We start from the raw sequence: 24,292 nt of genomic DNA on the forward strand, positions 1-24,292 counted from the left end.
CCGATGGCTCGTCCCAGACAGCATGCGCCCGAGGCGCTGCATGCCCAGGTAATGGCAGCATGCGACGCCTGGCTGCGGGAGCGCCCCGTGCATACGCTGTCGCTACGCGCACTGGCACGCGAGGTGGGCTGTGCGCCGAGCACCCTGTTAAAGCTGTATGGCAGCTTCGGTAACCTGCTTCAGCACGTCAATGTCGAGACCCTGGGCCGACTCAGGCTGACCATTGATGGGCTCGAGTCAGCGACCCCGGAGCCTCGCCTCAAGGGGTTGGCGACTGCCTACTGGCAATTCGCCCAGCAGGACCGCCACCGCTGGCAGCTGCTGTTCGACTACCCCTTGGCCGAAGAGGGCGAGCTCGATCAGCGCCAGAGCGACATGATCGAGGCGCTGTTCGTGCGCGTCGAGGCGACCCTCAAGGAGTATCAGCCAGCGCTGGGCGATGCCGAGGCGCGCCGCCTGGCACGCACCCTGTGGGGCAGCGTGCACGGCTTGGTGCAGCTGGGACTCAACCAGCGCCTGGGCTACTGGCAGGATCAGCAGCTCGAAGTGGCAGAGCTCCTCGACCAGCTGTTGACCACCATTCTCGCCGGCCTGCGGCAGCCGCCGAGGGCCTCGTGAGCCGGCTGATCACCGAACGTCGCTTTGCCCCGCTGTTCTGGACCCAGGCCCTCGGGGCGCTCAACGATAATCTCCTGCGCACCTTGCTGGTACTGGTGCTGGTGTTTGCCGCGCTGCCTGACGAGCCGGCTCGCCAGGGCCTGGCCACCAGCATGGTGGTGGGGCTCTTCATCTTGCCGTTCTTGCTTTTCTCAGCCTGGGGCGGTGCGCTTGCCGACCGGCTCGACAAGCAGCGTCTGATTCGCCGCCTCAAGCTGTTCGAACTCGGTATCATGCTGCTCGCCGCCGCGCTGGTGTGGTGGGAGAGCCGCCTGATGCTGTATGGCCTGCTGCTGCTGATGGGAGCTCAGGCGGCGCTGTTCGGTCCGGTCAAATACGCCATCTTGCCCCAGCATCTGACGCCCACCGAGCTGGTTCGCGGCAACGCCTGGGTGGGGCTAGGCACCTTCGTATCGATACTGATAGGCACCGTGCTAGCCACGCTGCTGGCCATGCTGTCGCCGGCCAGTGCGCGGTTGGCGGCGGTGTTGGCACTGCTCGGGGTGGCGGTGGCCGGCCTGGCAGCGAGCCTGCTGATTCCCCCGGCGCCGCCCAAGGGGCACGATGAGGCGCCGCGTGATCTGATCGGCAGCATCTGGCCGGTCATCACCGATGCGCTGCGGGCGCGTCAGCTGTTGCCGGCGATGCTGGGGCTCAGCGTGTTCTGGTTCATGACCACCTGCTATCTGACCCTGCTGCCGGCCTGGGCCAGCCAGGTGGCCGGAGGGCTGGGCTCGGCATTCACTCTGCTGCTCGCCGCCTTTGCGCTAGGTGTGGGCGTGGGGGCAATGCTCTGCGCGCGGCTCTCGGCGGGGCGCCTCGAGTTGGGGCTGGTGGTGCTGGGGGCACTGTTGATGGGGGTTGGTGGCCTGTGGTTGGCCGGTACAGCGCCGCTGGACTTATCGAATGCTGGCCTGGGTGAGCTACTGCTCACGCTCGGGTTGTGGCGCATGCTGAGCGCCTTGGCGCTGGTGGGTATCGGCGGCGGACTCTATATCGTGCCGCTCTATAGCATGATCCAGCTGCTGAGTCGCGAGCAGCAGCGGGCACGCATGATGGCCGCTAATAACATCTTCAATGCGCTGCTGATGCTGGCCGCCCTGCTGTTTGGCACGCTGATGCTGGGAGTGGCCGAGGTCGGGTTGGCGGCATTCGTGGCCAGCCTCGGCGGTATTGCGCTGCTGATCGGTGTGGGGCTGCTGGTACGCGGCCCACGGCCGCTGCTGAGGCTGCTGATTTTCGCGCTGGTGCACCTCATCTATCGGCTCAAGTTTCGCGGCCGGCAGCATATTCCGGTACGCGGGGCGGCGCTGGTGGTATGCAATCATGTCAGCTTCATGGATGCCCTGGTGATCGGCGGCGCCAGCCCTCGCCCGCTGCGCTTCCTGATGGATCGGCCGATCTATGAGTCGCCCTGGCTCAACTGGTGGTTCCGTATCGTTGGCGCGATTCCGGTAGACGCCGACCGCCGCGACCCGGGCAGCGTGCGCCGAGCCTTGGATGAGGTCAGCCATGCGCTGCGTCACGGCGAGGTGGTGATGCTGTTTCCGGAGGGGCGGCTGACCCCGGACGGCGAGATTCACCGCTTCCGGCGTGGGTTGGATATCATTCTGACGCGCGACTCGGTGCCGGTAGTGCCAGCCGGGTTGGCTGGGCTATGGGGGTCCTGGACCTCGCACCAGGGCGGCCGGGCGCTGACTAAGTGGCCGCGGCGTTTTCGTTCAAGGGTGGCGCTCTACTTCGGGGAGCCGTTGTCGCCGCAGGAGGCGCGCTGCGGAATTCTCGAGGAGCGGGTGCGTGAGCTCAAGGCCGAAGCCGACGACTGGGTATTGCCTGCCCCGGCGGCGCGCGGCGAGGCGTGAGGCGGCTCAGCTGCGGCGCGGTGCGCGGCGGCTGTGCTGCCAGCAGCGCGCCGAGGTGATCAGCTTATCCTTGACCTGCAGAATCTCCATGCGGGTAGTGCCGACCTGAAGTGAGGCCGGCCCGTCGGGAAACGACTCGAGATGCTCGAGAATCAGTCCATTGAGGGTCTTGGGGCCATCGGTGGGAAGCTGCCAGCCCAGCGACTTGTTGATCTCACGGATGTTGGCGGTCCCTTCTATCACGTAGCTGCCGTCGTCCTGCAGGTGAATCTCCTGATGCATCCCCGCCACGTCGGTGGTGAACTCGCCGACGATCTCCTCGAGAATGTCTTCCAGGGTGACTAGCCCTTCCACGTCGCCATACTCGTCGACCACGATGCCGATGCGCCGCTTCTGCTGCTGAAAGTTGAGTAGCTGAGTATGCAGTGGTGTCGATTCGGGAATGAAGTAGGGCTCGCGGGCCTCCTGCACGATGGAGGCCTTGGTGACCTCGCGTTTGGACAGGAAGCGCGCTGCGTTGCGCAGGTGCAGCATGCCGATGATGTTGTTGATATCGCCTTTGAAAACCGGAATGCGAGTGTGCTGGCTGGTGCGGATCTGCGCCAGGATGCTCTCCAGATCGTCCTCGAGATCGATACCCAGGACTTCGTGGCGGGGCACCATGATGTCGTTGACGGTGACGTTCTCGAGGTCGAGGATCGACAGCAGCATGGCCTGGTGGCGATGTGGGATCAGGGTGCCGGCTTCGTGCACCACGGTACGCAGCTCGTCGCGGGTCAGATTGTCAGCGCCGCCGTCGATACTCTTGACGCCGATCAGCTTGAGCAGGCCGTTGGAGATGGCATTGACCAGCCATACCAGCGGATAAAGTATCTTCAGCAGCGGTTCGAGTATCACCGAGGCGGGGTAGGCAATGCGCTCGGGTTTTACCGCGGCGTAGGTCTTGGGCGTCACCTCGGCAAAGATCAGGATCACGATGGTCAGCACCAGCGGGGCCACCGCCGGACCGGTCACGTCGCCGAGAAAATGGATGGCGAGTACCGTGGCAATTGCCGCGGCCAGGTTGTTGACCAGATTATTGCCGATCAGGATGACGCCGATCAGGCGATCGGGCCTGGCTAGCAGGCGCATGACCCGCTTGGCGGCGCGCTCGCCGCTACCGGCCTGGTGGCTCAGGCGATAGCGGTTGATCGACATCATGCCGGTTTCGGAACTGGAGAAGAACGCCGACAGACAGATGAGTAGAAACAGCAGGCCGAACAGCAGGCCCAGCGGGAAGTCGTCGCTCAAGTTGGGGGAGTCCTCAATGGCATATCAGGCTCGTTTGTAGGCATTCGGCGACGCGCTGTCAAGGCGCGGCAGTGGCGGCGTCAGCTGCGCTGGAAGATGACTTCGAGGACGAACTTGCTGCCGAAGTAGGCGAGCAGCAGCAGCGCCGTGCCGCCGAGCGTCCAGCGTACTGCGCGCAGCCCGCGCCAGCCGCGGAAGTGGCGTCCGGCGAGCAGGATCGCGAACAGCACCCAGGCGGCCATCGACAGGATCGTCTTGTGCGCCAGGTGCTGGGCGAAGAGATTGTCGAGAAACATGAAACCGCTGGCGATCGACAGGGTGAGCAGCAGCATGCCGACCCAGATCAGTTCGAACAGCACTCGCTCCATGGTGGTCAGCGGCGGCAGCGACTGTACCAGTCCGCGGATATGATGGTGGCGCAGGGCCTGGTTCTGCAGCCCGACCAGTATCGCTTGCACTGCGGCGATGGCCAGCAGCGCAAAGGCCAGCGTCGAGCTGATCACATGCACGGCAATGCCCGGGGTCAGGCCGCTATCGCGGGCCGGCGCGGGCAGCCCCACGGCCAGCAGCAGGCTGGCGGCGGCAAGCGGGAACAGGGCGGTGGCGACGTTGATGATCGGCTTGACCATGCTGCCCCCGAGCAGCACCGCGGTGATCACGGCGCTGAGCACCGCCGCGCTGGACGAGAGCCCCAGCCACAGGCCGTCTGCCTCGCGCATCATGGCGACGATGACCAGCGCGTGGCAGAGCAGCGCCGCTGCCCCGACGCCGCGTACCAGCGCCGGGCGCGAAGGCACACGGCGTGCCAGCGTCAGGCCCTGCCAGGAGGCCGCGCCGAGGTAGAGAATCATGGCAAGAAGGGCAAAAGGGAGCGCCTGCATCGGTAGCTGTCCATGCGCCGTCGAAGTCGGCTGTTGGCTGGAAATGAGATCCGAGCCACTACTATACCCAATCCACTCGATGCCGCCCAGCCAGCGCCATGGAGACTGGCCCGGGTTGTGCGTATAATCGTTGCCCAACGCCAAGGCTCATTGCCGGAGAGGCATCATGTTCGAGAATCTGTCGGAGCGTCTATCTAAGACGCTCAAGTCCATCAGCGGTCACGCCAAGCTGACCGAGGACAATATCAAGGAAACCCTGCGCGAAGTGCGTCGGGCGCTGCTCGAGGCCGACGTCGCGCTGCCGGTGGTCAAGTCCTTCATTGACCGGGTGCGCGAGCGTGCGGTGGGGCAGGAAGTCTCCAAGAGCCTGTCGCCGGGCCAGCAGTTCGTCAAGATCGTCCAGCAGGAGCTCGAGGCGGTCATGGGCGAGGCCAACGAGGGCCTGAACCTCAAGGGGGCGCCGGCGGTGGTGCTGATGGCCGGCCTGCAGGGCGCGGGCAAGACCACCTCGGTGGCCAAGCTGGCGCGCTTCCTCAAGGAGCGCGAAAAGAAGAAGGTGCTGGTGGTTTCCGCCGACGTCTATCGCCCGGCGGCCATCGATCAGCTCGAGACCCTGGCGACTGAGGTCGGTGTCGAGTTTTTCCCCTCGCACAGCGACCAGAAGCCGGTAGATATCGCCGAGGCGGCGATCAAGCACGCCAAGATCCAGTTTCATGACGTGGTGCTGGTGGATACCGCCGGCCGTCTCGCCATCGATGAAGCCATGATGGGCGAGATTCAGGCGCTGCATAAGGCGCTGTCGCCCCAGGAAACCCTGTTCGTGGTCGACGCCATGACCGGTCAGGACGCGGCCAATACCGCCAAGGCCTTCCATGAGGCGCTGCCGCTGACCGGCGTGATTCTGACCAAGGCAGACGGCGATGCGCGTGGTGGTGCGGCGCTCTCGGTGCGCCACGTGACCGGCAAACCGATCAAGTTCATGGGCATGGGCGAGAAGATCGACGCCCTCGAGCCCTTCCACCCCGATCGGGTCGCGTCGCGCATCCTCGGCATGGGCGATGTGCTGTCGCTGATCGAGGAGGCCGAGCGCACCGTCGACAAGGCCAAGGCCGATAAGCTGGCCAAGAAGGTCAAGAAGGGCGACGGCTTCGATCTCGAGGACTTCCGCGACCAGCTGCAGCAGCTCAAGAAGATGGGCGGCATGGGCGGCCTGATGAGCAAGCTGCCGGGCATGGGACAGATGGCCGAGATGGCCCAGGGCCCCGGGCCGGAGAAGGAGTTGGGCAAGCTCGAGGCGCTGATCAACTCGATGACGCCCAAGGAGCGCCACAAGCCGGAGATCATCAACGGCTCGCGCAAGCGCCGCATCGCCGCCGGTGCCGGTCTGCAGGTGCCTGACCTCAATCGCCTGCTAAAGCAGCATAAGCAGATGCAGAAGATGATGAAGAAGGCCGGCAAGAAGGGCGGCATGGAGAAGATGATGCGCGGCATGTCCGGCATGATGGGCGGCGGCGGCCCGGGTGGTCCCGGCGGGCCGATGGGCGGTGGCATGGGAGGCCCGGGCGGCATGGGCGGTCCCGGTGGGTTCCCGCGGCGCTAGGTGGAAAAAGGTTTCCAACCGAGGTCGTTTTACGTAGAATGCTGCGTCTTCGTGGCAGGACCGCGCGACTATTCGCGGCCTGCCGCCTGAGCAGCAGTGAGCATATGACATTTCAGCAACTCCAACCGAAGGACTGTTAACGCAATGGTTACCATTCGTCTGGCACGTGGTGGCGCCAAGAAGCGTCCCTTCTATCACCTGACTGTAAGCGACTCGCGCAAGTCTCGTGACGGCCGCTTTATCGAGCGCGTCGGCTTCTTCAACCCGGTGGCCCGCGGCCAGGAAGAGCGCCTGCGCGTCGACCTCGACCGCGTGACCCACTGGCAGAGCCAGGGCGCCCAGGTCTCCGACCGTGTGGCCGAGCTCCTCAAGGAAGCCCGCAAGCAGGCCTGAGCCTGATGCGTGACGCCTTGAGAGAGTCAGTAGACAGCCCCGAAGAGGGCAGCGACGACCAGCACCACGTTGTGCTGGGCAAGCTGACCAGCCCCTACGGGGTCAAGGGCTGGCTGAAGGTGTATTCGTACACCAGCCCGATGGACGGCATCCTCGACTACCCTGAGTGGCAGCTGCGCCTCGACGGCAAGATCGTCACCCGGCGCGTGAGTCAGGGGCGGCGCCAAGGCAAGGGCCTGGTCGCTTGTCTGGAAGGGATGACGTCGCGCGAGTCGGCCGAGCAGTGGGCCGGGGCGGAGATTCTGCTGCCCAAGGATGCCCTGCCGCGCCTCGCGCCGGGTGAGTATTACTGGCATCAGTTGGAAGGCCTGCGGGTCGTGACCCGCGAGGACGTTGACCTGGGCCGCGTCAGCTATCTGTTCGAGACCGGCGCCAACGACGTGCTGGTGGTCAGAGGCGACGCCAAGGCTCTCGACGACAAGGAGCGGCTGCTGCCGTTTCTGCCTGACCAGGTGGTGCTTGAGGTGGATCTCGACGCCGAGACGATGACGGTGGACTGGGATCCCGACTTCTAGCTGTCAGGAAATGCTGCCGTGTGGATTGGGGTTGTCTCGCTGTTCCCGGAGATGTTCGATGCGATCAGCCGTTACGGGGTAACGGGGAGAGCGGTGAAACAGGGGCTGCTGGAACTGGAATTCTGGAATCCCCGGGACTACGCGACAGACAGGCACCGCACGGTGGATGACCGCCCCTACGGTGGCGGACCGGGCATGCTGATGAAGGTCGACACCCTGCGTTCGGCGATTCATGCCGCTCGCGATCGCGCCGAAGCCGCTAGCGGCCGGCCGGCCAAGGTGATCTACCTCTCCCCCCAGGGGCGAGTGCTGGATCAGCAGGGGGTGCAGGAGCTGGCCAGCGGCGGGCCGCTGGTGGTCGTGGCAGGGCGCTACGAAGGCATCGACGAACGGGTGGTCGAGGCCGATATCGACGAAGAGTGGTCGATCGGTGACTACGTGCTCAGTGGCGGCGAGCTGCCGGCCATGGTGCTGATCGATGCCGCGGCGCGGCTGGTGCCGGGGGTGCTGGGGCATCAGGACTCGGCGGTCGAGGACTCGTTCAACGACGGTCTGCTGGACTGCCCGCACTACACGCGCCCCGAAGCGATTGACGGTCGCACGGTGCCGGAGGTGCTACTCAGTGGCCATCACGGCGAGATTCGCCGCTGGCGCTTGAAGCAGTCACTGGGGCGCACCTGGCTACGCCGCCCCGAGCTGTTGCAGGACAAGGCGTTGAACCGCGAACAGCGTCAGCTGCTCGAGGAGTTCATCGCCGACTACGCCGACCAGGCGGAGGTGCAGGGCACTCGTCACGACTCGGACGTCTGAGCCGATCAGCGGCGAGGCACCTGTGTCATACACCAGCGATTCCCGCGTCATCGCAGCCGCGACGAGCGTCGGGATCACAGTCAGACGGCATGGCCGCTGGCATCAATGTATTGAGGAGCTAGTCATGAGTAGCAAGAACAAGGTGATCCAGGCGATCGAAGCCGAGCAGATGTCCAAGGAAATTCCGGCCTTCGCTCCGGGTGACACCGTGGTCGTCCAGGTCAAGGTCAAGGAAGGCACCCGTGAGCGTCTGCAGGCCTTCGAAGGCGTGGTGATCGGCAAGCGTAACCGCGGTCTGAACTCCGCCTTCACCGTGCGCAAGATCTCCCACGGTGTTGGCGTCGAGCGTACCTTCCAGACCTACAGCCCGCTGGTCGCTGCCATCGACGTCAAGCGTCGCGGTGACGTGCGTCAAGCCAAGCTGTACTACCTCCGCGATCGCAGCGGCAAGTCCGCACGCATCAAGGAAAAGCTGGCCTAAGCGCTACCGCGCGATGGCTGTGGCGCGCCCCTGGGCGCGTCTCGCGAGACCCCGTCACCGCTTGCGCGGGGCGGGGTCTCGTTGCATTCAGGGCCAGACTGGCCAAGCGAGGGGCGATGCAGGATAGCGAGCGGATCGATGCGTTTCTCGATGCCCTGTGGCTGGAGCAGGGTGCCAGTGAGAACACCCTGGCCGCCTATCGGCGTGACCTGCGCGCCTGGGCGGCGTGCCTGGCCGAGCACGGCGAGTCGCTGCTGGCGCCCGGTAATACGCGCATCGCGGCCTGGCTTGAGACGCGTCGCGGCGCCGGCTATCAGCTGCGCAGCAACGCCCGGCTGATATCGAGTCTGCGGCGCTTCTATCGCTGGGCGCTGGGCGAGGGCCTGCTCGACGGCGATCCGCTGGCCGAGGTGCGGCTGCCGCCGGTGAGGCCCAACCTGCCGGACACCCTCGATGAGGAGGAGGTAGAGCGGCTGCTGGAGGCCCCGGATACCAACACCCCGCTGGGCCTGCGCGACCGCACCATGCTCGAGGTGCTGTATGCCGGTGGGCTGCGGGTCTCCGAACTGGTGGGCTTGAGCGTTACCTCGATCAACCCCCGCCAGGGCGTGGTGCGGGTGCTGGGCAAGGGCGACAAGGAGCGCCTGGTACCGCTGGGCGAGGAGGCGCTGGTGTGGCTTGAGCGCTACCTGCGCGGCGGGCGCGGTGCACTGATGACCGACATTACCCGGCCGCCGCTGTTTCCCGGTCGTCACGATGGCTTCATGACGCGCCAGACCTTCTGGCATCGTATCAAGGCCCATGCACGCACCGCCGGCATCGACAAGCCGCTATCGCCGCACACGCTGCGCCATGCATTCGCTACCCACTTGTTGAATCATGGAGCCAATTTGCGTGTCGTACAGCTGCTGCTGGGTCATAGCGATCTGTCGACGACTCAGATTTACACGCATGTAGCCCAGGCGCGCCTGGAAACGCTGCACGCCGACCACCACCCACGAGGTTGAACATGACGTCATCCCTGCCTGCCCTGCTACGCTGCCTGCTGGCCGCCTCCCTCGCCGCCGTCAGCGCTACTGCGCTGGCGTCTACGCATCAACAGCTGGCCGAGCGGCTGACCGTCAACGGCGAACCGATGCCGGTGGAAGAGGTGCGCGAGACGCCTCTGCCGGGTTTCTTTGAAGTGCGCCTCGAGAACGGCGAAACCTTCTACAGCGATGCGACGGGCGAGTATTTTCTGGTCGGCGATATCTATCAGAACGCCGACAGCGGGCTGGTCAACATTACCGAGCAGGGCCGCAACACGGTTCGCAGTGAGCGCCTGGCGGGCATCGCCGAACGGGACAAGGTGGTGTTTCGTGGCGCCGAGAGCCGTGCGGTGGTGACGGTGTTCACCGACCCCACCTGCCCCTACTGCCGGCGGCTGCATGAAGAGGTGCCGCAGCTTAATGCCATGGGCATCGAGGTGCACTATCTGGCGTTTCCGCGTTCGGGAATGGACGCCGAGGGTGGGCGCATCCTGCAGCAGATCTGGTGCGCCGACAGCCCCACCGAGGCGATGAGTGCCGCCAAGCGCGAAACACGCCTCGACAATGGTCATGACTGCGACAATCCGGTCGCGGATCAGTATCATCTGGGCATGGAAGTCGGCGTTCAGGGCACGCCGGCGATCATCCTGCCAGATGGCCGCATGGTGCCGGGCTATGTGCCCGCCGAGCGCCTGGCCGAGATGCTCGAGATCGATCCATAAGGCGCTTGGCGCCCACAGCGACACGCCAACACACAAGCAAGGGGAGAGCGATTTGAAACCGGTGAGAGTGGGGATCTGTGGTTTGGGAACCGTCGGCGGCGGCACCTTCAATGTGCTGACGCGCAATGCCGATGATATTGCGCGCCGCGCCGGGCGGCCGATCGTGATCGAGCAGGTGGCGATGCGTTGTGAAAATCCGGACTGCGATACCACTGGCGTCAAGACCACCAGCGATGTCTTCGAGGTGGCGCGTAACCCCGACATCGATGTGCTGGTCGAACTGATCGGTGGCTATGAGGTGGCTCGTGAACTGGTGCTCACCGCCATCGAGCACGGCAAGCACGTGGTCACCGCCAACAAGGCGCTGATCGCCGTCCACGGCAACGAGATCTTCCAGGCCGCCCATGAGAAGGGCGTGATCGTGGCTTTCGAGGCCGCGGTGGCGGGGGGCATTCCGGTGATCAAGTCGCTGCGGGAAGGCCTTGGCGCCAACCGTATCCAGTGGCTGGCCGGTATCATCAACGGCACCGGCAACTATATCCTCACTCATATGCGCGACGAGGGGCGCGCCTTCGAGGACGTCCTGGCCGAAGCCCAGGCGCTGGGCTATGCCGAGGCCGATCCGACTTTCGACGTCGAAGGCATCGATGCTGCCCACAAGCTGACCATCCTCGCCTCTATCGCCTATGGCGTGCCGCTGCAGTTCGAAAGGGCCTACACCGAGGGCATCTCGCGGATCACCTCGGAGGACGTCGAGCAGGCTGACAACCTCGGCTACACCATCAAGCACCTGGGTATCTCCAAGCGCACCGATGACGGCTTCGAGCTGCGCGTGCACCCGACCCTGATTCCCAAGGAGCGGCTGCTGGCCAACGTGCACGGCGTCAAGAACGCCATCGCGATAATGGGCGATGCGGTGGGCCCGACGCTCTACTACGGCGCCGGCGCCGGTGCCGAACCTACCGCCTCGGCGGTGGTCGCCGACCTGCTCGATGTGGCTCGCGATATCACCACGGCTCACCACTACCGGGTGCCCTACCTCGCCTTCAGCGGTATCGCCGAGATCGAGAACGACCTGCCGATACTGCCTATGGAGGAGATCGTCACCGCCTACTATCTGCGGCTGCTGGCGGTGGATCGCCCCGGGGTGCTGGCGCGGGTGGCGACGATTCTCTCCGAGCAGGGCATCTCCATCGAGGCGATCATCCAGAAGGAAGCCACCGAGGGCGAGCTGGTGCCGATCATCCTGCTCACCCACCGCACTCGCGAAAAGAACATGAACGACGCCATTCGCCAGCTCGAGTCGCTGGCCGATATCGCCGGTCCGCTGACCCGCATCCGCGTCGAATCGCTGGACGAGCAGGAATAACATCATGCGCTATATCAGTACCCGCGGGCAGGCGCCCGCGCTCTCCTTCGAGGACGTCGTGCTGACCGGGATGGCCAGCGACGGCGGCCTCTATGTGCCGGAGCAGATCCCCCAACTGTCTCACGACGACCTGGCGGCGATGGCCGGGCTCTCCTATGCCGAAATCGCCTTCCGGGTGATGAAGCCATTCGTCAACGGCGAGATCGACGACGAGACCTTCCGCGGTCTGGTGCACGACGCTTACGCCACCTTCAGCCACGAGGCGGTGGTGCCGCTCAACCAGCTCGACGCCAATCACTTTCTGCTCGAGCTGTTCCACGGCCCCACCCTGGCCTTCAAGGACGTCGCCCTTCAGCTGCTCGGCCGGCTGCTCGACCACTTCCTCAAGAAGCGCGGCGAGCGGGCGGTGATCATGGGCGCCACCTCCGGCGACACCGGCTCGGCGGCCATCGAGGGCTGCCGCCACTGCGACAACCTCGATATCTTTATCCTGCACCCGCACAACCGGGTCTCCGAGGTGCAGCGTCGTCAGATGACCTCGGTGCTGGCCGACAACGTCTTCAATATCGCCATCGAGGGCAACTTCGACGACGCCCAGGCGATGGTCAAGGCGAGCTTCGCCGACCAGTCGTTCTTGAACGGCACCCGGCTGGTGGCGGTCAACTCGATCAACTGGGCGCGTATCATGGCCCAGATCGTCTACTACGTGGCCTCCGCCGTAGCGCTCGGCGCCCCCCACCGCCAGGTCAGCTTCTGCGTGCCATCGGCCAACTTCGGCAACGTCTTTGCTGGCTATATGGCGTCGCGCATGGGCCTGCCGGTCAAGCAGTTCGTGATCGCCACCAACGCCAACGACATCCTGCACCGCACCCTGGCCGCCAACGACTTCTCCAAGCAGGAGCTCAAGGCGACCCTGGCGCCGTCGATGGATATCGTGGTGTCGTCCAACTTCGAGCGGCTGCTGTTCGAGGCCTATGGTCGCGACGGCCAGGCGGTCAGCGAGCTGCTCGAGCGTTTCCAGGCCGAGCCCACCGCGCTGGCCGAGGCGCCGCTGGCGGCGCTGCGCGAGCTGTTTGCCAGCCATAGCGTCGACGATGCCACCATCCTCGAGGTGATCCGTGAGGCTCACCACCGCACCAAGGAGCTGCTCGACCCGCACACCGCCACCGGCTATCGCGCCGCCGAGCGGGCCCGGACCGATGCTTCCACGCCGATGATCACCCTGGCCACCGCCCACCCGGCCAAGTTCGCCGAAGCGGTGGTCAAGGCCGGTTTCCCCGGGGTGCCGCTGCCGCCGCATATGGACGACCTGCTGGAGCGCGAGGAGCGCTTTAGTGTGCTGCCGGCGGAGCTGGACAAGGTGCAGCAGTACGTCGCCGACCGGCGGCGCTAAGAGCTAAGAGCCTGTGATAGCGAGGGCCGCCGCGGAGAGGGCCGAGGGAAGTTGCAGTTGATGCGCCCAGATGCTCGCTCAGGACTGATCCGTCGACAGGCCGACGAGGGGGCGCTGTGAACCCGTCCCTGGGCGCTACTTTTGCCATCCATGGCAAAAGACCCCCTCTTTGGCCTGTCCCCGGCGCCCTTCGCTAGGTGCGGCGTTTCTATCGCCGTTAGCCGTATACCTATGGATGCAAACCAGAGGAGCCACGCTTGGACGTGATAGCCCCCGCCGACCTGCATACCCGACTCAAGCCGCGCTTGGAGACGCGCCAGCGAGACGAAGCGCTCTACGCCCGCGCCCAGCGCGAAGGTCTCTCCGAGCTGCAGGCGCGGGTGCTGGCCGGGCGTCTGGCCGGCTACAGCGGCGAGATCGAGGCGCTGGTGTCGCCGAGTCTGCGCCACCTGGCTCACCCCGAGCGGCTGGCCGATGGCCGCCGCGCTGCCGAGCGTATTGCCCAGGCGGTGATGGAGGACGAGCATATCGGCATCCTCACCGACTACGATGTCGACGGTATCACCTCCCATGTGGTGATCCTGCGCACCCTCACCGAGCTGTTCGGGGTGCCCGCGAGCCGTCTGCACAGCCTGATCGGCCACCGTATCAACGACGGCTACGGCATCAGCCTGCCGCTGGTGGAGCGCACCCTGGGGCTTACGCCGCGGCCGAGCCTGGTGATCACCGCCGACTGCGGCAGCTCCGATGAGCCACGCATCGCCCGGCTCAAGGCGGAGGGTATCGACGTGGTGGTCGGCGACCACCACGCGCTGCCGCTGGAGGGGCCGCCGCCCTCGGCCTATGCCTGCGTCAACCCGACCCGCGACGACTGCGACTACCCCGACCCGACCATCGCCGGCTGCATGGTGGCCTGGCTGACCATGTCGCTGACCCGCCAGGTGCTGGTCGAATGGGGTGCGCTGGCCGAGGCCACGCCCAAGCTCTCGCCGTGGCTCTCCTACGTGGCGCTGGGCACGGTGGCCGACTGCGTGTCGCTGGGCGGCAGCCCGGCCAATCGCGCCGTGGTCAGCCAGGGCCTGCGGCTGATCAACCGCATGGACGCCGCCTGCTGGCGGGCCATGGCCGAGCGTCTCGGCGCCGACAGCGTGCCCTTCGACGCCGAGACGCTGGCCTTCCAGATGGGCCCACGGATCAACGCCCGCTCGCGCCTCGACGACCCCTATGCGGCGCTGCACTTCATGCTCGCCGCCGACGATGGCGTCGCCCAGCGCCATCTCGAGGTGCTGGATCAGGACAACCAGTCGCGCAAGGCGATCGAGGCCGAGATGGCCGAACAGGCCAAGGCGCTGGCTCAGCCGCAACTGGCCGACAACGCGCCGGTGCTGGTGGTATTTCTGGAGCAGGGGCACGCCGGAGTGCAGGGCATCGTCGCCTCGCGGCTGGTGCAGGCCTACGGCCGCCCGGCACTGGTGCTGACCCCGGCCGCTCAGCCCGGCATGCTCACCGGCTCGGGGCGCTCCATCGAGGCCTTGCACCTGCGCGATGCCCTGCAGCGTGCCCATGAGCTGGCGCCCCAGGCGCTGCCGCGCTTCGGCGGCCACCGCGGCGCGGCGGGAGTCGGCGTGCCCGTCGAGCAGCGTGAGGCGTTTCACGCCGCGCTGCGCCAGGCGGTTAGCGAGCAGCTAGGGGAGATGGAGCTCTATCCGCGCATCCCCACCGACGGTGAACTGCGCGCCGACCAGCTCAGCCTGGCCACCCTCGACGAGCTGGCCGCGCTGGCGCCCTATGGGCGGGAGTTCGATGCGCCGCTGTTCGAGGGCGACTTTCTGGTCGAGTCGCTACGCGCGGTGGGCGCCGAAGGCAATCACCTGATGCTCGAGCTGTCCCGCGAGGGCATAGGCCTCAAGGCGATCTGGTTCCGCGCCCTGACCCCCGGTGAGCTGCCGCCCTTCGGACTCGGCACTTCTCTGCGCTGTGCCTACAAGCTCAACCGCAACCGCTGGCGCGGGCGGGAGAGCCTGCAATTAATGATCGAACACGCCGAGCCGCTAGCCTAAACCGCCTCACCCGCTATTTCACAAGGATACATGGATGGACGCCGCTGACCTTCCCCAGGATCCGCATCGCCCTTACGAAGACGTCATGGCGATGCTGCTCGGCACCCTGCTGGTGGCGCTGGGCGTACACTTCTACAGCCAGGCGCTGCTGCTCACCGGCAGTACCGCGGGGATGGCGTTTCTGGTTCAGTACGCCACCGGCTGGCGCTTCGGCATGGTGTTCTTCCTGATCAACCTGCCGTTCTACTACCTGGCGATCCGCCGCATGGGCTGGAGCTTTACACTGCGCACCTTCGTCGCTATCGCCCTGGTCTCGCTGTTCGCCGAGCTGACCGGTCGCTGGCTCGACGTCGCCGGACTGAATGCCGTCTATGCGGCGCTGATGGGCGGCAGCCTGATCGGCATCGGCATGCTGGTGCTGTTTCGCCACCGCACCAGCCTCGGCGGGATCAATATTCTCTCCCTCTACCTCCAGGACAGCCGCGGCTGGCGCGCCGGCTATGTGCAGCTCGGCGTCGACGGCCTGCTGCTGCTGATCGCCTGCTTCATGCTGCCTCTCGACAAGGTGGCGCTGTCGGTGATCGGCGCACTGGTACTCAACCTGATCGTGGCGCTGAACCATAAGCCCGGGCGCTATATGGGTGTCAGCTAAGAGGGTGTCTACAAAAGGGCTGCACTCGACAATACATCGTTAAAAATTGACTCAATATGCTCATTTACACCCCGTAAACTCCGCTATTGGACTCACGACATCCCTGTCGTTCGCTCTTCGAGCAGCAGAGCTGTCCAAATCGTCAATCCTGACGATTTGTCGTCAATTTTTGCTTTGCGACCCACATGGATGTGGGAAGTGCGCTGGCCCGTCGGGAACGGGCCTAGCCCTTGCCTTCGTTCGCCTGTTTTGTAAACACCCTCTAAGGGCGCGGCTCAGCGCTTGGCCAGCCAGAACCACCAGACGATGGCGGCGATCAGGGCGATGCCCGAGAGATTGACGATCCAACTCATGAGGAAGCCTCCTGGCGCGGCCGCCATAGCCGCAGGCGATTGGCGTTGCTGACTACGGTGATCGATGACAGCGACATCGCCGCTCCGGCGATCATCGGCGATAGCAGCATGCCGGTGACGGGGTAGAGCACCCCGGCGGCGATGGGGATGCACAGGCTGTTGTAGCCGAAGGCGCCCCACAGGTTCTGCTTGATATTGGTCAGTGTCGCACGACTGATCTCGATGGCGTCGGCGACGCCGTGCAGCGAGCCGCGCATCAGGGTGATGCCGGCGCTCTCGATGGCCACGTCGGTGCCCTGGCCGATGGCGAAGCCGACATCGGCGCGGGCCAGGGCCGGTGCGTCGTTGATACCATCGCCGACCATGCCCACCACCTCGCCGGCCTGCTGCAGGCGCTCGATCTCGGCATGCTTGTCCTCGGGCAGGAGCCCGGCGCGAAAGTCGTCGATCCCCACCTCGCGGGCGATGGCGGCGGCGGTGTGGGGGTTGTCGCCGGTCAGCATGATCACCTTGAGCCCGTCGGCCTGCAGGCGCCTGACTGCGGCGACGCTGTCGTCGCGCAGCGGATCGCTGATGCCGAACAGTGCGGTGAGTCGGCCGTCGATGGCCAGGTAGACCACGGTGCGCGCCTTCTCCTCCAGTTCGCTCGCCTGCGCTTTACCGCTGGCAAGATCAACGCCAGCCTCTTCCAGCAGCCGGGCGTTACCCAGCAGCAGCGGCTGGCCGGCCTCGTTCTCGGCCTTGACGCCGCCCCCGGTAACGCTCTCGAAGCGGCGAATCTCCGCCGCCTGGGCGCCGGCCTGCTCGGCATGGGCGAGCAGCGCCGCGGCCAGCGGATGCTCGGAGCCGCGCTCCAGCGCGGCGACCAGCGCCAGCATGCTGGCCTCGTCGCCGTCCAGACACTCGACGTCGGTCACCTGAGGTTTGCCCTGGGTCAGGGTGCCGGTCTTGTCGACCACCAGGGTAGTCAGCTTGCTGGCGATCTGCAGTGCTTCGCCGCTTCTTACCAGTACGCCGCGCTCGGCGGCCTTGCCGACCCCGATCATGGTCGAGATCGGCGTGGCCAGACCCAGTGCGCAGGGGCAGGCGATAATCAGCACCGTCGTCGCGGTGACCAGCATATGGATCACCCGCGGTTCGGCGCCGAGGTTGAACCAGGCCAGCGCGGTGAGCACGGCGATGATCATCACCGTGGGCACGAAAACGCTCGAGATGCGATCGGCCAGGGCGCCGATCGGCGGGCGTGAGTTCTGGGCGCGGGCGACCTGCTCGGTGATCTGGCCCAGCCGGGTGTCGTTCCCCACCCGGGTGGCGCGGTAGACCAGCCCGCCCTTGCCGTTGACGGTACCGGCGTGTACCTCGTCGCCCATGGCCTTGTTTACCGGCACTGGCTCGCCGGTGAGCATCGATTCGTCGATATGGCTGCTTCCCTCGGTCACCTCGCCGTCGACGGGCAGGCGTTCGCCCGGACGTACGCGGATATGGTCGCCTTGGCGCACTGCGTCGATATCAACGTCGACCTCCTCGCCGTCGCGAATCACCCTGGCGCTGCGGCTCTGCAGATCGAGCAGGCGGCGCAGCGCCTCGCTGGTGCGGCCACGGGCGCGCAGCTCCAGGGCATTGCCCAATAGCACCAGGCCGATGATCATCGCCGAGGCCTCGAAGTAGATGCCGTGGGCGACCATCGGCAGCCAGGGGGCGAAGATGACCACCGCCATGGAGTAGAGCCAGGCGGTCCCCGTGCCCATGGCGATCAGGGTATCCATATTGGCCTGGTGGTGACGAAAGGCCTTCCAGGCGTTGACGAAGAAATGACGACCCGGCCCCAGCAGCACCGCCAGGGTCAATACGCCGATCAGCGCCCAGAACAGGCGGCCCATGCCCACCGGGTGAGGGTGGTAGACGAACATGCTGGCCATCAGCGGTACCGCCAGCGCCAGCGACCAGGCACTGCCGCGCAGCCGGCGGCGGTATTCGCGGGCGTCGTTACGCTGACGGGTCTGCTCGGCCTCGCGCAGGTCGAGGATCGGCTCGGCGCCGTAGCCGGCGTTCTCCACGGCCCGGATCAACGCCGCGCCCTCGACGTGGCCGTAGACCTGTGCGGTATGGCTGCCGAAGTTGACCGTGGCGCTCTCCACCCCGGGCTCCTTGGCCAGGGCCTCCTGAACCGAACGCACGCAGCTGGCGCAGGTCATGCCGGAGATGGCCAGGCGCTGGCTCTCTCCACGGCTGGCGGCGGGCGCTTCCGTTGCTGCTTGTGCAGGCGACGCCTCGGCGGAGAAGGAAGCCATAGCCTGTGGGGGAAAGCCGGTATCGGTCAGCAGGCGATCGAGCTGTGTGTCGCTGAGCCGGGCGCTGACCCGCAGTCGCTTGGTGGCCGGGTCACCCTCGACCTCGGCGTCGGGGTCCTCGACCAGCACGGCGCGGCGAATCTTGCCGATACAACCCTGGCAGCTGATGCCAGGCACTTGGCGTTCAAGAGCGTCAGCGGCCATGAGTGTCTCCCGGGCGTGGCTCCGGCGTGGCCGGAAAGCTTTCGATCAGCCGGCACAGGCTGTGTCCATCCGGGGTGCCGTCGGGCATATCGGCCCAGGTATCGAGTGCCTGCTGCATGCGCGCGGCGAGCTCCTCGAGGCGGGCGATCTTGGCACGCACCTCGGGCAGGCGCGCAGCGAGCATATCGCGGACCATGGGGCAGGGGGAGTCGCCATGATCGGCGTGGTCGAGAATCTCGCCGATCTCGCGCACGCTGAAGCCCAGGGTGCGGGCGCGTTGGATAAAGCGCAGCCGGGACAGATCCTGCTGGTCGTAAAGCTGATAGCCGTTGTCCGGATGACGCTGGGGGCTGAGCAGCCCCTCGCGGGTGTAGTGGCGCACCGTCTCGGCGGTGACGTCGGCGGCCTTGGCCAGTTCGCTGACTTTCATGGTGGCCTCGCAAGCGGAAATCGTGGAAGAAGTGTAAAACCTCTGGGTTACACCTAGGTCAAGCAACGGCTTACACGCTCAATGACAGCGGCGCCGGGACAGGCTAAGTCGATGAAAGTTCGAGAAATCAAACGTGCGTGCGACCAAAGTATTAGGAAAAACTTTGTTAAAACAAACGTTTGGCCTTGATCCTGACGTCACGATGCGCGAAAAAGGGGGCCTACGCCCTTGCCCGGTGCGGGCAAGTCAGAAAAACAGCTCCAGCCTCACCTGGAAAAGGACGTCAATAATATGCATAACAACGTCAATAAGCTCACCTGGGCAGTCGCCATTTCCGCCGCCGCCTTCGCCAGCCAGGTCAACGCCGGCGGCTATCAGATCAACGAGCAGAGCGTCAGCGGCCAGGGCTACGGCCACGCCGGGCGCAGCTCAAACGTCAACGACGCCACCATCGTCTTTGGTAACCCGGCGGGGATGTCATTTCTCGATCGGGCGCAGGTGACCGCCGGCGGTACCTATCTGAACGTCAATAGCGATATCGATAACGCCAGTGCTACACGCAATGGGGTTCCCATAGAGGGGACATCCGATGGTGATATGGTGCCGGGGACCCTCGTACCCTTTGCCTTTTACGCACACCCGGTTAATGACCGCTTGGCGTTCGGCTTTGGCGTTTACGCTCCCTTTGGCTCCAAGACCGATTATGAGGATGGGTTCATCGGGCGCAACTTGGGTAACTACACCGAGCTGACGGTAATGAGCGCTCAGCCGACAGTCTCCTATCGCTTTAACGATCAGTGGGCGATTGGTGCGGGTGTTACCTACAACCGCGTGGATGGCGAGCTGCATCGTCAGGTGCCTCATGCGCTGGGTGGAGAAGTCGACTCGCGTGTAGAAGGCGATGATGAAGCCTGGGGCTATAACCTGGGTATCATCTATCAACCGGTACCGGAAACAACGTTTGGCCTAACCTATCGTTCCAAGGTCAGCTATACCCTAGAGGGCGATTTCCGAGCCACCGCGAATGACAATACGTTGGGGAACCCTCCTCCGTTCGGCATTGGCGCTGGCCAAGGCGATGTAGTTGCTCAAGACGACAATGCAAGTCTTGATTTAACTACACCTGAGACAGTGAATTTTTCCGTCACACAGGAGATGAGCGATAATCTCAAGCTCATGGCAGGCCTCTCGTGGACTCGCTGGAGCCGCTTTAACGAGATACTGGTGACTGGCAGCGAGGGCGATACCATTACCCGTGAGCAGCAGGATTACTCCAATGCCTGGGCGTTTGCCGTAGGGGGCGAGTACCAGCTCAATCCTCAGTGGGTACTGCGCAGCGGTGTGACCATCGATAACACACCGACTAACGACCAGTTCCGCAGCGCGAGGATTCCCTCTGATGATCGCCGAATTTTCTCCATCGGCGCTGGTTGGACGCCTGTTGAAGATTTAACCCTGGACTTTGCGTATTCCTACCTTACCGAGCGAGGTACACAAATTGATCAGGAACGCACTGATGAGCTGATCGAAGGTGTCCCAGGAGTTACCTCGACCTACACCGCCGACTATAAAAACGAAGCCCACGGCTTCGGCGCGCAGCTGACCTACCGCTTCTAAGCGATGTAGCAAAAGGCAGCCCGCGCAGCATGACGACACCCGGCTTCGGCCGGGTGTCGTCGTTTTGGGCTGCCGCCATCGTGTCCCGGGATAGCTGGGGCGGCCGGGTTTCGCTACAATAGCGCTCTTTTTCGTGCCATCGCGGCCTGGCTCAACGCCAAGGGCGCCGTGGCCGTTTTCCCTGCAAACTCAGGCGAGCCACATGTTGGAAACCAACCCGATTCACAACCAGATCAAGGACCTGTCCGAGCGGACAGACGTCCTGAGGGGGTATCTTTGACTATGCCGAGAAGAAGGATCGGCTAGAAGAGGTCACCCGCGAGCTGGAAGACCCCAACGTCTGGAGCGATCCCGACTACGCCCAGAAGCTCGGCAAGGAGCGCGCCTCCCTGGAGCAGATCGTCGAGACCATCGATGAGCTGGACCAGGGCCTGACCGATAGCGCCGATCTGCTCGAGCTGGCCGAGATGGAGGAGGACGAGGCCACCGTCGAGGAGGTCCGCAAGGAGCTCGACGGCATGCAGGCGAGTCTCGCCAAGCTCGAGTTCCGGCGCATGTTCTCTGGCGAGATGGACGCCAATAACGCCTACCTGGATATCCAGGCCGGCTCCGGCGGCACCGAGGCCCAGGACTGGGCCAATATGCTGCTGCGCATGTACCTGCGCTGGTGCGAGCACCACGGCTTCAAGGCCGAGATTACCGAGGTCTCGGCCGGCGATGTGGCGGGCATCAAATCGGCCACGATCCACGTCCAGGGCGATCACGCCTTCGGCTGGCTGCGCACCGAGACCGGCGTACACCGGCTGGTGCGCAAGAGCCCCTTCGACTCCGGTGGCCGTCGCCACACCTCCTTTGCATCGGTGTTCCTGTCGCCGGAGGTGGACGACAGCTTCGAGGTCGAGATCAACCCCGCCGATCTGCGCACCGACACCTACCGCTCCAGCGGCGCCGGTGGCCAGCACGTCAACACCACCGACTCGGCGGTGCGTATTACCCACGAGCCCACCGGCATCGTCGTGGCCTGCCAGAGCCAGCGCAGCCAGCACGCCAACCGCGACTTCGCCATGAAGCAGCTCAAGGCCCGGCTGTGGGAGCACGAGATGCAGAAGCGCAACGCCGCCAAGCAGGAGGCCGAGGAGTCCAAGGCCGATATCGGCTGGGGCAGCCAGATCCGCTCCTACGTGCTGGACGATCAGCGCATCAAGGATCTGCGTACCGGCGTGCAGTCGAGCAACTGCGACAAGGTGCTGGACGGCGATATTGACCAGTTTATCGAAGCCAGCCTCAAGCAAGGTTTGTAACTCTTTCAACAGGTAGCGACATGGCCGACCACGACGCCCCATCGAATAGCGCCCAGCATGACGAGAACCATCTGATCGCCGAGCGCCGCGCCAAGCTGGCGGCGCGCCGCGAGTACGCCGCCCAGCGCGGCGGCAGCGCCTTCCCCAACGACTTCCGTCGCGACAGCCTGGCTGCCGAGCTCGACGCCGAGCTGGGTGACAAGGAGAAGGCCGAGCTCGAGGCCCTCGACCGCCAGGCCGCGGTGGCCGGGCGCATCATGCGCAAGCGCGGGCCCTTTATCGTGATTCAGGACGTCTCGGGGCAGATCCAGCTCTACGTCGACAAGAAAGGCCTGCCTGCCGAGGTGCTCGAGGACATCAAGGGCTGGGATATCGGCGATATCGTCGCCGGCCGCGGCCCGGTGCACAAGTCGGGCAAGGGCGATCTCTACGTGATGATGGTCGAGGCCACGCTGCTGACCAAGAGCCTGCGGCCGCTACCCGACAAGTTCCACGGTCTGACCGACATGGAAGCGCGCTACCGCCAGCGCTACGTCGACCTGATCATGAACCCCGAGTCGCGCAAGACCTTCGAGGTGCGTGCCGGGGTGATTGCCTCGATTCGCCGCTTCTTCGAAGCGCGCGGCTTCATGGAGGTCGAGACGCCGATGCTGCAGCCGATTCCCGGCGGCGCAGCGGCGCGCCCGTTTATCACCCACCACAATGCGCTCGACATCGATATGTACTTGCGCATCGCCCCGGAGCTCTACCTCAAGCGGCTGGTGGTAGGCGGCTTCGAGCGGGTCTTCGAGATCAACCGCAACTTCCGCAACGAGGGGCTGTCGACGCGCCACAACCCCGAGTTCACCATGCTCGAGTTCTACTGGGCCTATGCCGACTACTTGGATCTGCTCGATCTCACCGAGGAGATGATCCGCAATGCCGCCCAGGAGGTGCTGGGCACCACTACGGTGGTATATCAAGGCACCACCTACGAATTCGGCCAGCCATTCCGCCGCCTGACCATGCGCCAGGCGATCCTCGAGCATGGCGATGGCATCAGCGACGCCGATCTCGACAGCCGCGAGGCAGCCGCAGCAGTCGCCGAGCGGCTGGGCATCCAGGTCAAGCCGAGCTGGGGCCTGGGCAAGCTACATACCGAGATCTTCGAGGAAGTGGCCGAGCATCGCCTCGACCAGCCGACCTTCATCATCGAGTACCCGGCCGAGGTCAGTCCGCTGGCGCGGCGCAACGACGCCAACCCGTTCGTCACCGACCGCTTCGAGTTCTTCGTCGGCGGGCGCGAGATCGCCAACGGCTTCTCGGAGCTCAACGACGCCGAGGATCAGGCCGAGCGCTTCCGCGAGCAGGCCGCCGAGAAGGACGCCGGTGACGTGGAGGCGATGTACTACGATGCCGACTATGTGCGCGCCCTGGAATATGGCCTGCCGCCCACCGCCGGCGAGGGCATCGGCATCGACCGGCTGGTGATGCTGTTCACCGACAGCGCCTCGATTCGCGATGTGCTGCTGTTCCCGGCCATGCGCCCGGAAACCGACTGACGGGGGCGGCGCCCAGCCTTTATTTACCTCCTTCCGCTAAGTGCGGCGGCCGAGCGAGAGGCGCCGGGGGCAGATGAAGGGGGCCGCAGCGTATCGGAGCCAGGCGGGCAAGGGATAAGCGAACCTCATTCTTCAGGGATGAAGAATGGAGCGCCCAGGGAGGGGTTCACAGCGTGTGAGCGTTGCCTTGTCCGTCTGGCGTTCCTCCTCGAGGGTGGATGGGGCGGAAGTGTTGGTAAGGGGAGCCTTGAGCGCCCATAATGGTCGGCGTTTCGCCGTCGAGGAGATCGTGATGAAACTGCTCAATCGCTCCGCCCTGAGCGTCAAACCGACCCAAGCCTTCCTGGATTGGATCAACTCCCTTGAGCCCACGGTCGGTGACGATGATTTGACGATTGACGATATCGACCGCGAAAACACCGTCTACCTGATTCCGGAGATGGATACACCGGAAGCCCTCGAGGCGTTCGTCCGCGAGCGCTACCTGGAGATCCTCGAGACCGAGCTGCGCGCCTGGGAAGAGGACGAGCGGCAGTGGCCCGAGCGCCTCGACTGGGCGCTGTTCCAGCGCTTCGTGCAGGTCGAGCACAGCTATCTGGCCGTCGATCTCGACGACGAGGCGCCGCTGGAGATCGCCGAGGTCGACGACGCCCTGCTGCTCGAGAACGACCGGGACTAAGTGGTCGGCGGCCGCCGTTGCCGCTTACCCAGCAGGACCTCCCCGCGGGGAGTCGAGACCGGCCCCGGCCGGTCTTTTCGCGTCAGTAGCCCCCAGGATATCC

The 24,292-nt window shown here is 65.0% G+C and carries 21 protein-coding genes; 17 read left to right on the top strand and 4 right to left on the bottom strand.

Features of this window, described 5'->3' with window-relative positions; translation table 11 throughout:
- Nucleotides 1-3 precede the first annotated feature (3 nt).
- Complete coding sequence (locus tag IEI94_RS21800) at nucleotides 4-618, top strand: TetR/AcrR family transcriptional regulator (protein WP_191169354.1); 615 nt, start codon at nucleotides 4-6, stop codon at nucleotides 616-618.
- The gene (locus IEI94_RS21805) at nucleotides 615-2,519 is read left to right on the top strand and encodes an MFS transporter (protein WP_318153437.1); all 1,905 of its coding nucleotides are present in this window, start codon (nucleotides 615-617) and stop codon (nucleotides 2,517-2,519) included. The genes IEI94_RS21800 and IEI94_RS21805 overlap by 4 nt, the downstream gene beginning before the upstream one ends.
- 6 nt (nucleotides 2,520-2,525) lie before the next feature.
- Here IEI94_RS21805 and IEI94_RS21810 read toward each other — a convergent pair whose 3' ends face one another.
- Together IEI94_RS21810 and IEI94_RS21815 are read right to left on the bottom strand one after the other, a co-directional pair.
- Nucleotides 2,526-3,809, bottom strand: coding sequence for an HlyC/CorC family transporter (locus IEI94_RS21810; RefSeq protein ID WP_191169356.1), 1,284 nt, complete (start codon nucleotides 3,807-3,809; stop codon nucleotides 2,526-2,528).
- Between the two features lie 80 nt (nucleotides 3,810-3,889).
- The gene (locus IEI94_RS21815; protein WP_191169365.1) at nucleotides 3,890-4,690 is read right to left on the bottom strand and encodes an inner membrane protein YpjD; all 801 of its coding nucleotides are present in this window, start codon (nucleotides 4,688-4,690) and stop codon (nucleotides 3,890-3,892) included.
- Nucleotides 4,691-4,856: 166 nt separating this feature from the next.
- Here IEI94_RS21815 and ffh point away from each other — a divergent pair, with 166 nt between their 5' ends.
- From ffh to IEI94_RS21870, 11 genes are all read left to right on the top strand, one after another.
- Entirely contained in the window at nucleotides 4,857-6,290 is a 1,434-nt protein-coding gene (gene ffh / locus IEI94_RS21820; RefSeq protein ID WP_191169367.1) for a signal recognition particle protein, read from the top strand.
- Nucleotides 6,291-6,434: 144 nt separating this feature from the next.
- Nucleotides 6,435-6,683, top strand: a complete 249-nt coding sequence (gene rpsP, locus IEI94_RS21825) for a 30S ribosomal protein S16 (protein ID WP_076746240.1) — start codon at nucleotides 6,435-6,437, stop codon at nucleotides 6,681-6,683.
- A 5-nt stretch (nucleotides 6,684-6,688) separates the two neighbouring features.
- Nucleotides 6,689-7,258: a ribosome maturation factor RimM gene (gene rimM, locus IEI94_RS21830; RefSeq protein WP_191169369.1), complete on the top strand. Its 570-nt coding sequence runs from the start codon at nucleotides 6,689-6,691 to the stop codon at nucleotides 7,256-7,258.
- An 18-nt stretch (nucleotides 7,259-7,276) separates the two neighbouring features.
- Nucleotides 7,277-8,068, top strand: coding sequence for a tRNA (guanosine(37)-N1)-methyltransferase TrmD (trmD, locus tag IEI94_RS21835; protein ID WP_191169371.1), 792 nt, complete (start codon nucleotides 7,277-7,279; stop codon nucleotides 8,066-8,068).
- A 124-nt stretch (nucleotides 8,069-8,192) separates the two neighbouring features.
- On the top strand, nucleotides 8,193-8,549 hold the full coding sequence (gene rplS / locus IEI94_RS21840) for a 50S ribosomal protein L19 (RefSeq protein WP_191169373.1): 357 nt from the start codon (nucleotides 8,193-8,195) through the stop codon (nucleotides 8,547-8,549).
- Nucleotides 8,550-8,665: 116 nt separating this feature from the next.
- Nucleotides 8,666-9,556, top strand: coding sequence for a site-specific tyrosine recombinase XerD (gene xerD / locus IEI94_RS21845; RefSeq protein WP_191169375.1), 891 nt, complete (start codon nucleotides 8,666-8,668; stop codon nucleotides 9,554-9,556).
- 2 nt (nucleotides 9,557-9,558) lie between these two features.
- The gene (locus IEI94_RS21850) at nucleotides 9,559-10,299 is read left to right on the top strand and encodes a DsbC family protein (protein WP_191169377.1); all 741 of its coding nucleotides are present in this window, start codon (nucleotides 9,559-9,561) and stop codon (nucleotides 10,297-10,299) included.
- 52 nt (nucleotides 10,300-10,351) lie between these two features.
- The gene (locus IEI94_RS21855; RefSeq protein WP_191169379.1) at nucleotides 10,352-11,668 is read left to right on the top strand and encodes a homoserine dehydrogenase; all 1,317 of its coding nucleotides are present in this window, start codon (nucleotides 10,352-10,354) and stop codon (nucleotides 11,666-11,668) included.
- Nucleotides 11,669-11,672: 4 nt separating this feature from the next.
- On the top strand, nucleotides 11,673-13,061 hold the full coding sequence (gene thrC, locus IEI94_RS21860; protein ID WP_191169380.1) for a threonine synthase: 1,389 nt from the start codon (nucleotides 11,673-11,675) through the stop codon (nucleotides 13,059-13,061).
- Between the two features lie 263 nt (nucleotides 13,062-13,324).
- Entirely contained in the window at nucleotides 13,325-15,121 is a 1,797-nt protein-coding gene (recJ, locus tag IEI94_RS21865; RefSeq protein ID WP_318153444.1) for a single-stranded-DNA-specific exonuclease RecJ, read from the top strand.
- 34 nt (nucleotides 15,122-15,155) lie between these two features.
- Nucleotides 15,156-15,773: a YitT family protein gene (locus IEI94_RS21870; protein WP_191169384.1), complete on the top strand. Its 618-nt coding sequence runs from the start codon at nucleotides 15,156-15,158 to the stop codon at nucleotides 15,771-15,773.
- A gap of 349 nt (nucleotides 15,774-16,122) precedes the next feature.
- Here the strand turns inward: IEI94_RS21870 and IEI94_RS21875 are convergent, their stop codons facing one another.
- Both IEI94_RS21875 and IEI94_RS21880 read right to left on the bottom strand, forming a co-directional pair.
- Nucleotides 16,123-18,621, bottom strand: coding sequence for a heavy metal translocating P-type ATPase (locus IEI94_RS21875; RefSeq protein ID WP_191169386.1), 2,499 nt, complete (start codon nucleotides 18,619-18,621; stop codon nucleotides 16,123-16,125).
- Nucleotides 18,611-19,051 (bottom strand): MerR family transcriptional regulator, encoded by a 441-nt coding sequence (locus IEI94_RS21880; RefSeq protein ID WP_191169388.1) that lies wholly within the window; start codon nucleotides 19,049-19,051, stop codon nucleotides 18,611-18,613. The genes IEI94_RS21875 and IEI94_RS21880 overlap by 11 nt, the downstream gene beginning before the upstream one ends.
- A 291-nt stretch (nucleotides 19,052-19,342) precedes the next feature.
- On the opposite strand from IEI94_RS21880, the gene IEI94_RS21885 reads away from it, so the two are divergent.
- From IEI94_RS21885 to IEI94_RS21900, 4 genes are all read left to right on the top strand, one after another.
- Complete coding sequence (locus IEI94_RS21885) at nucleotides 19,343-20,668, top strand: OmpP1/FadL family transporter (protein WP_191169390.1); 1,326 nt, start codon at nucleotides 19,343-19,345, stop codon at nucleotides 20,666-20,668.
- A 202-nt stretch (nucleotides 20,669-20,870) separates the two neighbouring features.
- A protein-coding gene (prfB, locus tag IEI94_RS21890; RefSeq protein ID WP_191169392.1) for a peptide chain release factor 2 occupies nucleotides 20,871-21,969 on the top strand; the annotation gives its coding sequence in 2 pieces (ribosomal slippage) (nucleotides 20,871-20,945 and nucleotides 20,947-21,969; 1,098 coding nt in all).
- Between the two features lie 20 nt (nucleotides 21,970-21,989).
- On the top strand, nucleotides 21,990-23,510 hold the full coding sequence (gene lysS / locus IEI94_RS21895; protein ID WP_191169394.1) for a lysine--tRNA ligase: 1,521 nt from the start codon (nucleotides 21,990-21,992) through the stop codon (nucleotides 23,508-23,510).
- Nucleotides 23,511-23,802: 292 nt separating this feature from the next.
- Nucleotides 23,803-24,189 carry a hypothetical protein gene (locus IEI94_RS21900; protein WP_191169395.1) on the top strand — a complete coding sequence of 129 codons (387 nt, stop codon included), beginning with the start codon at nucleotides 23,803-23,805 and terminating at the stop codon, nucleotides 24,187-24,189.
- The last annotated feature ends 103 nt before the right edge of the window (nucleotides 24,190-24,292 follow it).

This window comes from Halomonas sp. ML-15 (assembly GCF_014779595.1).
Classification (GTDB): Bacteria; Pseudomonadota; Gammaproteobacteria; order Pseudomonadales; family Halomonadaceae; genus Franzmannia.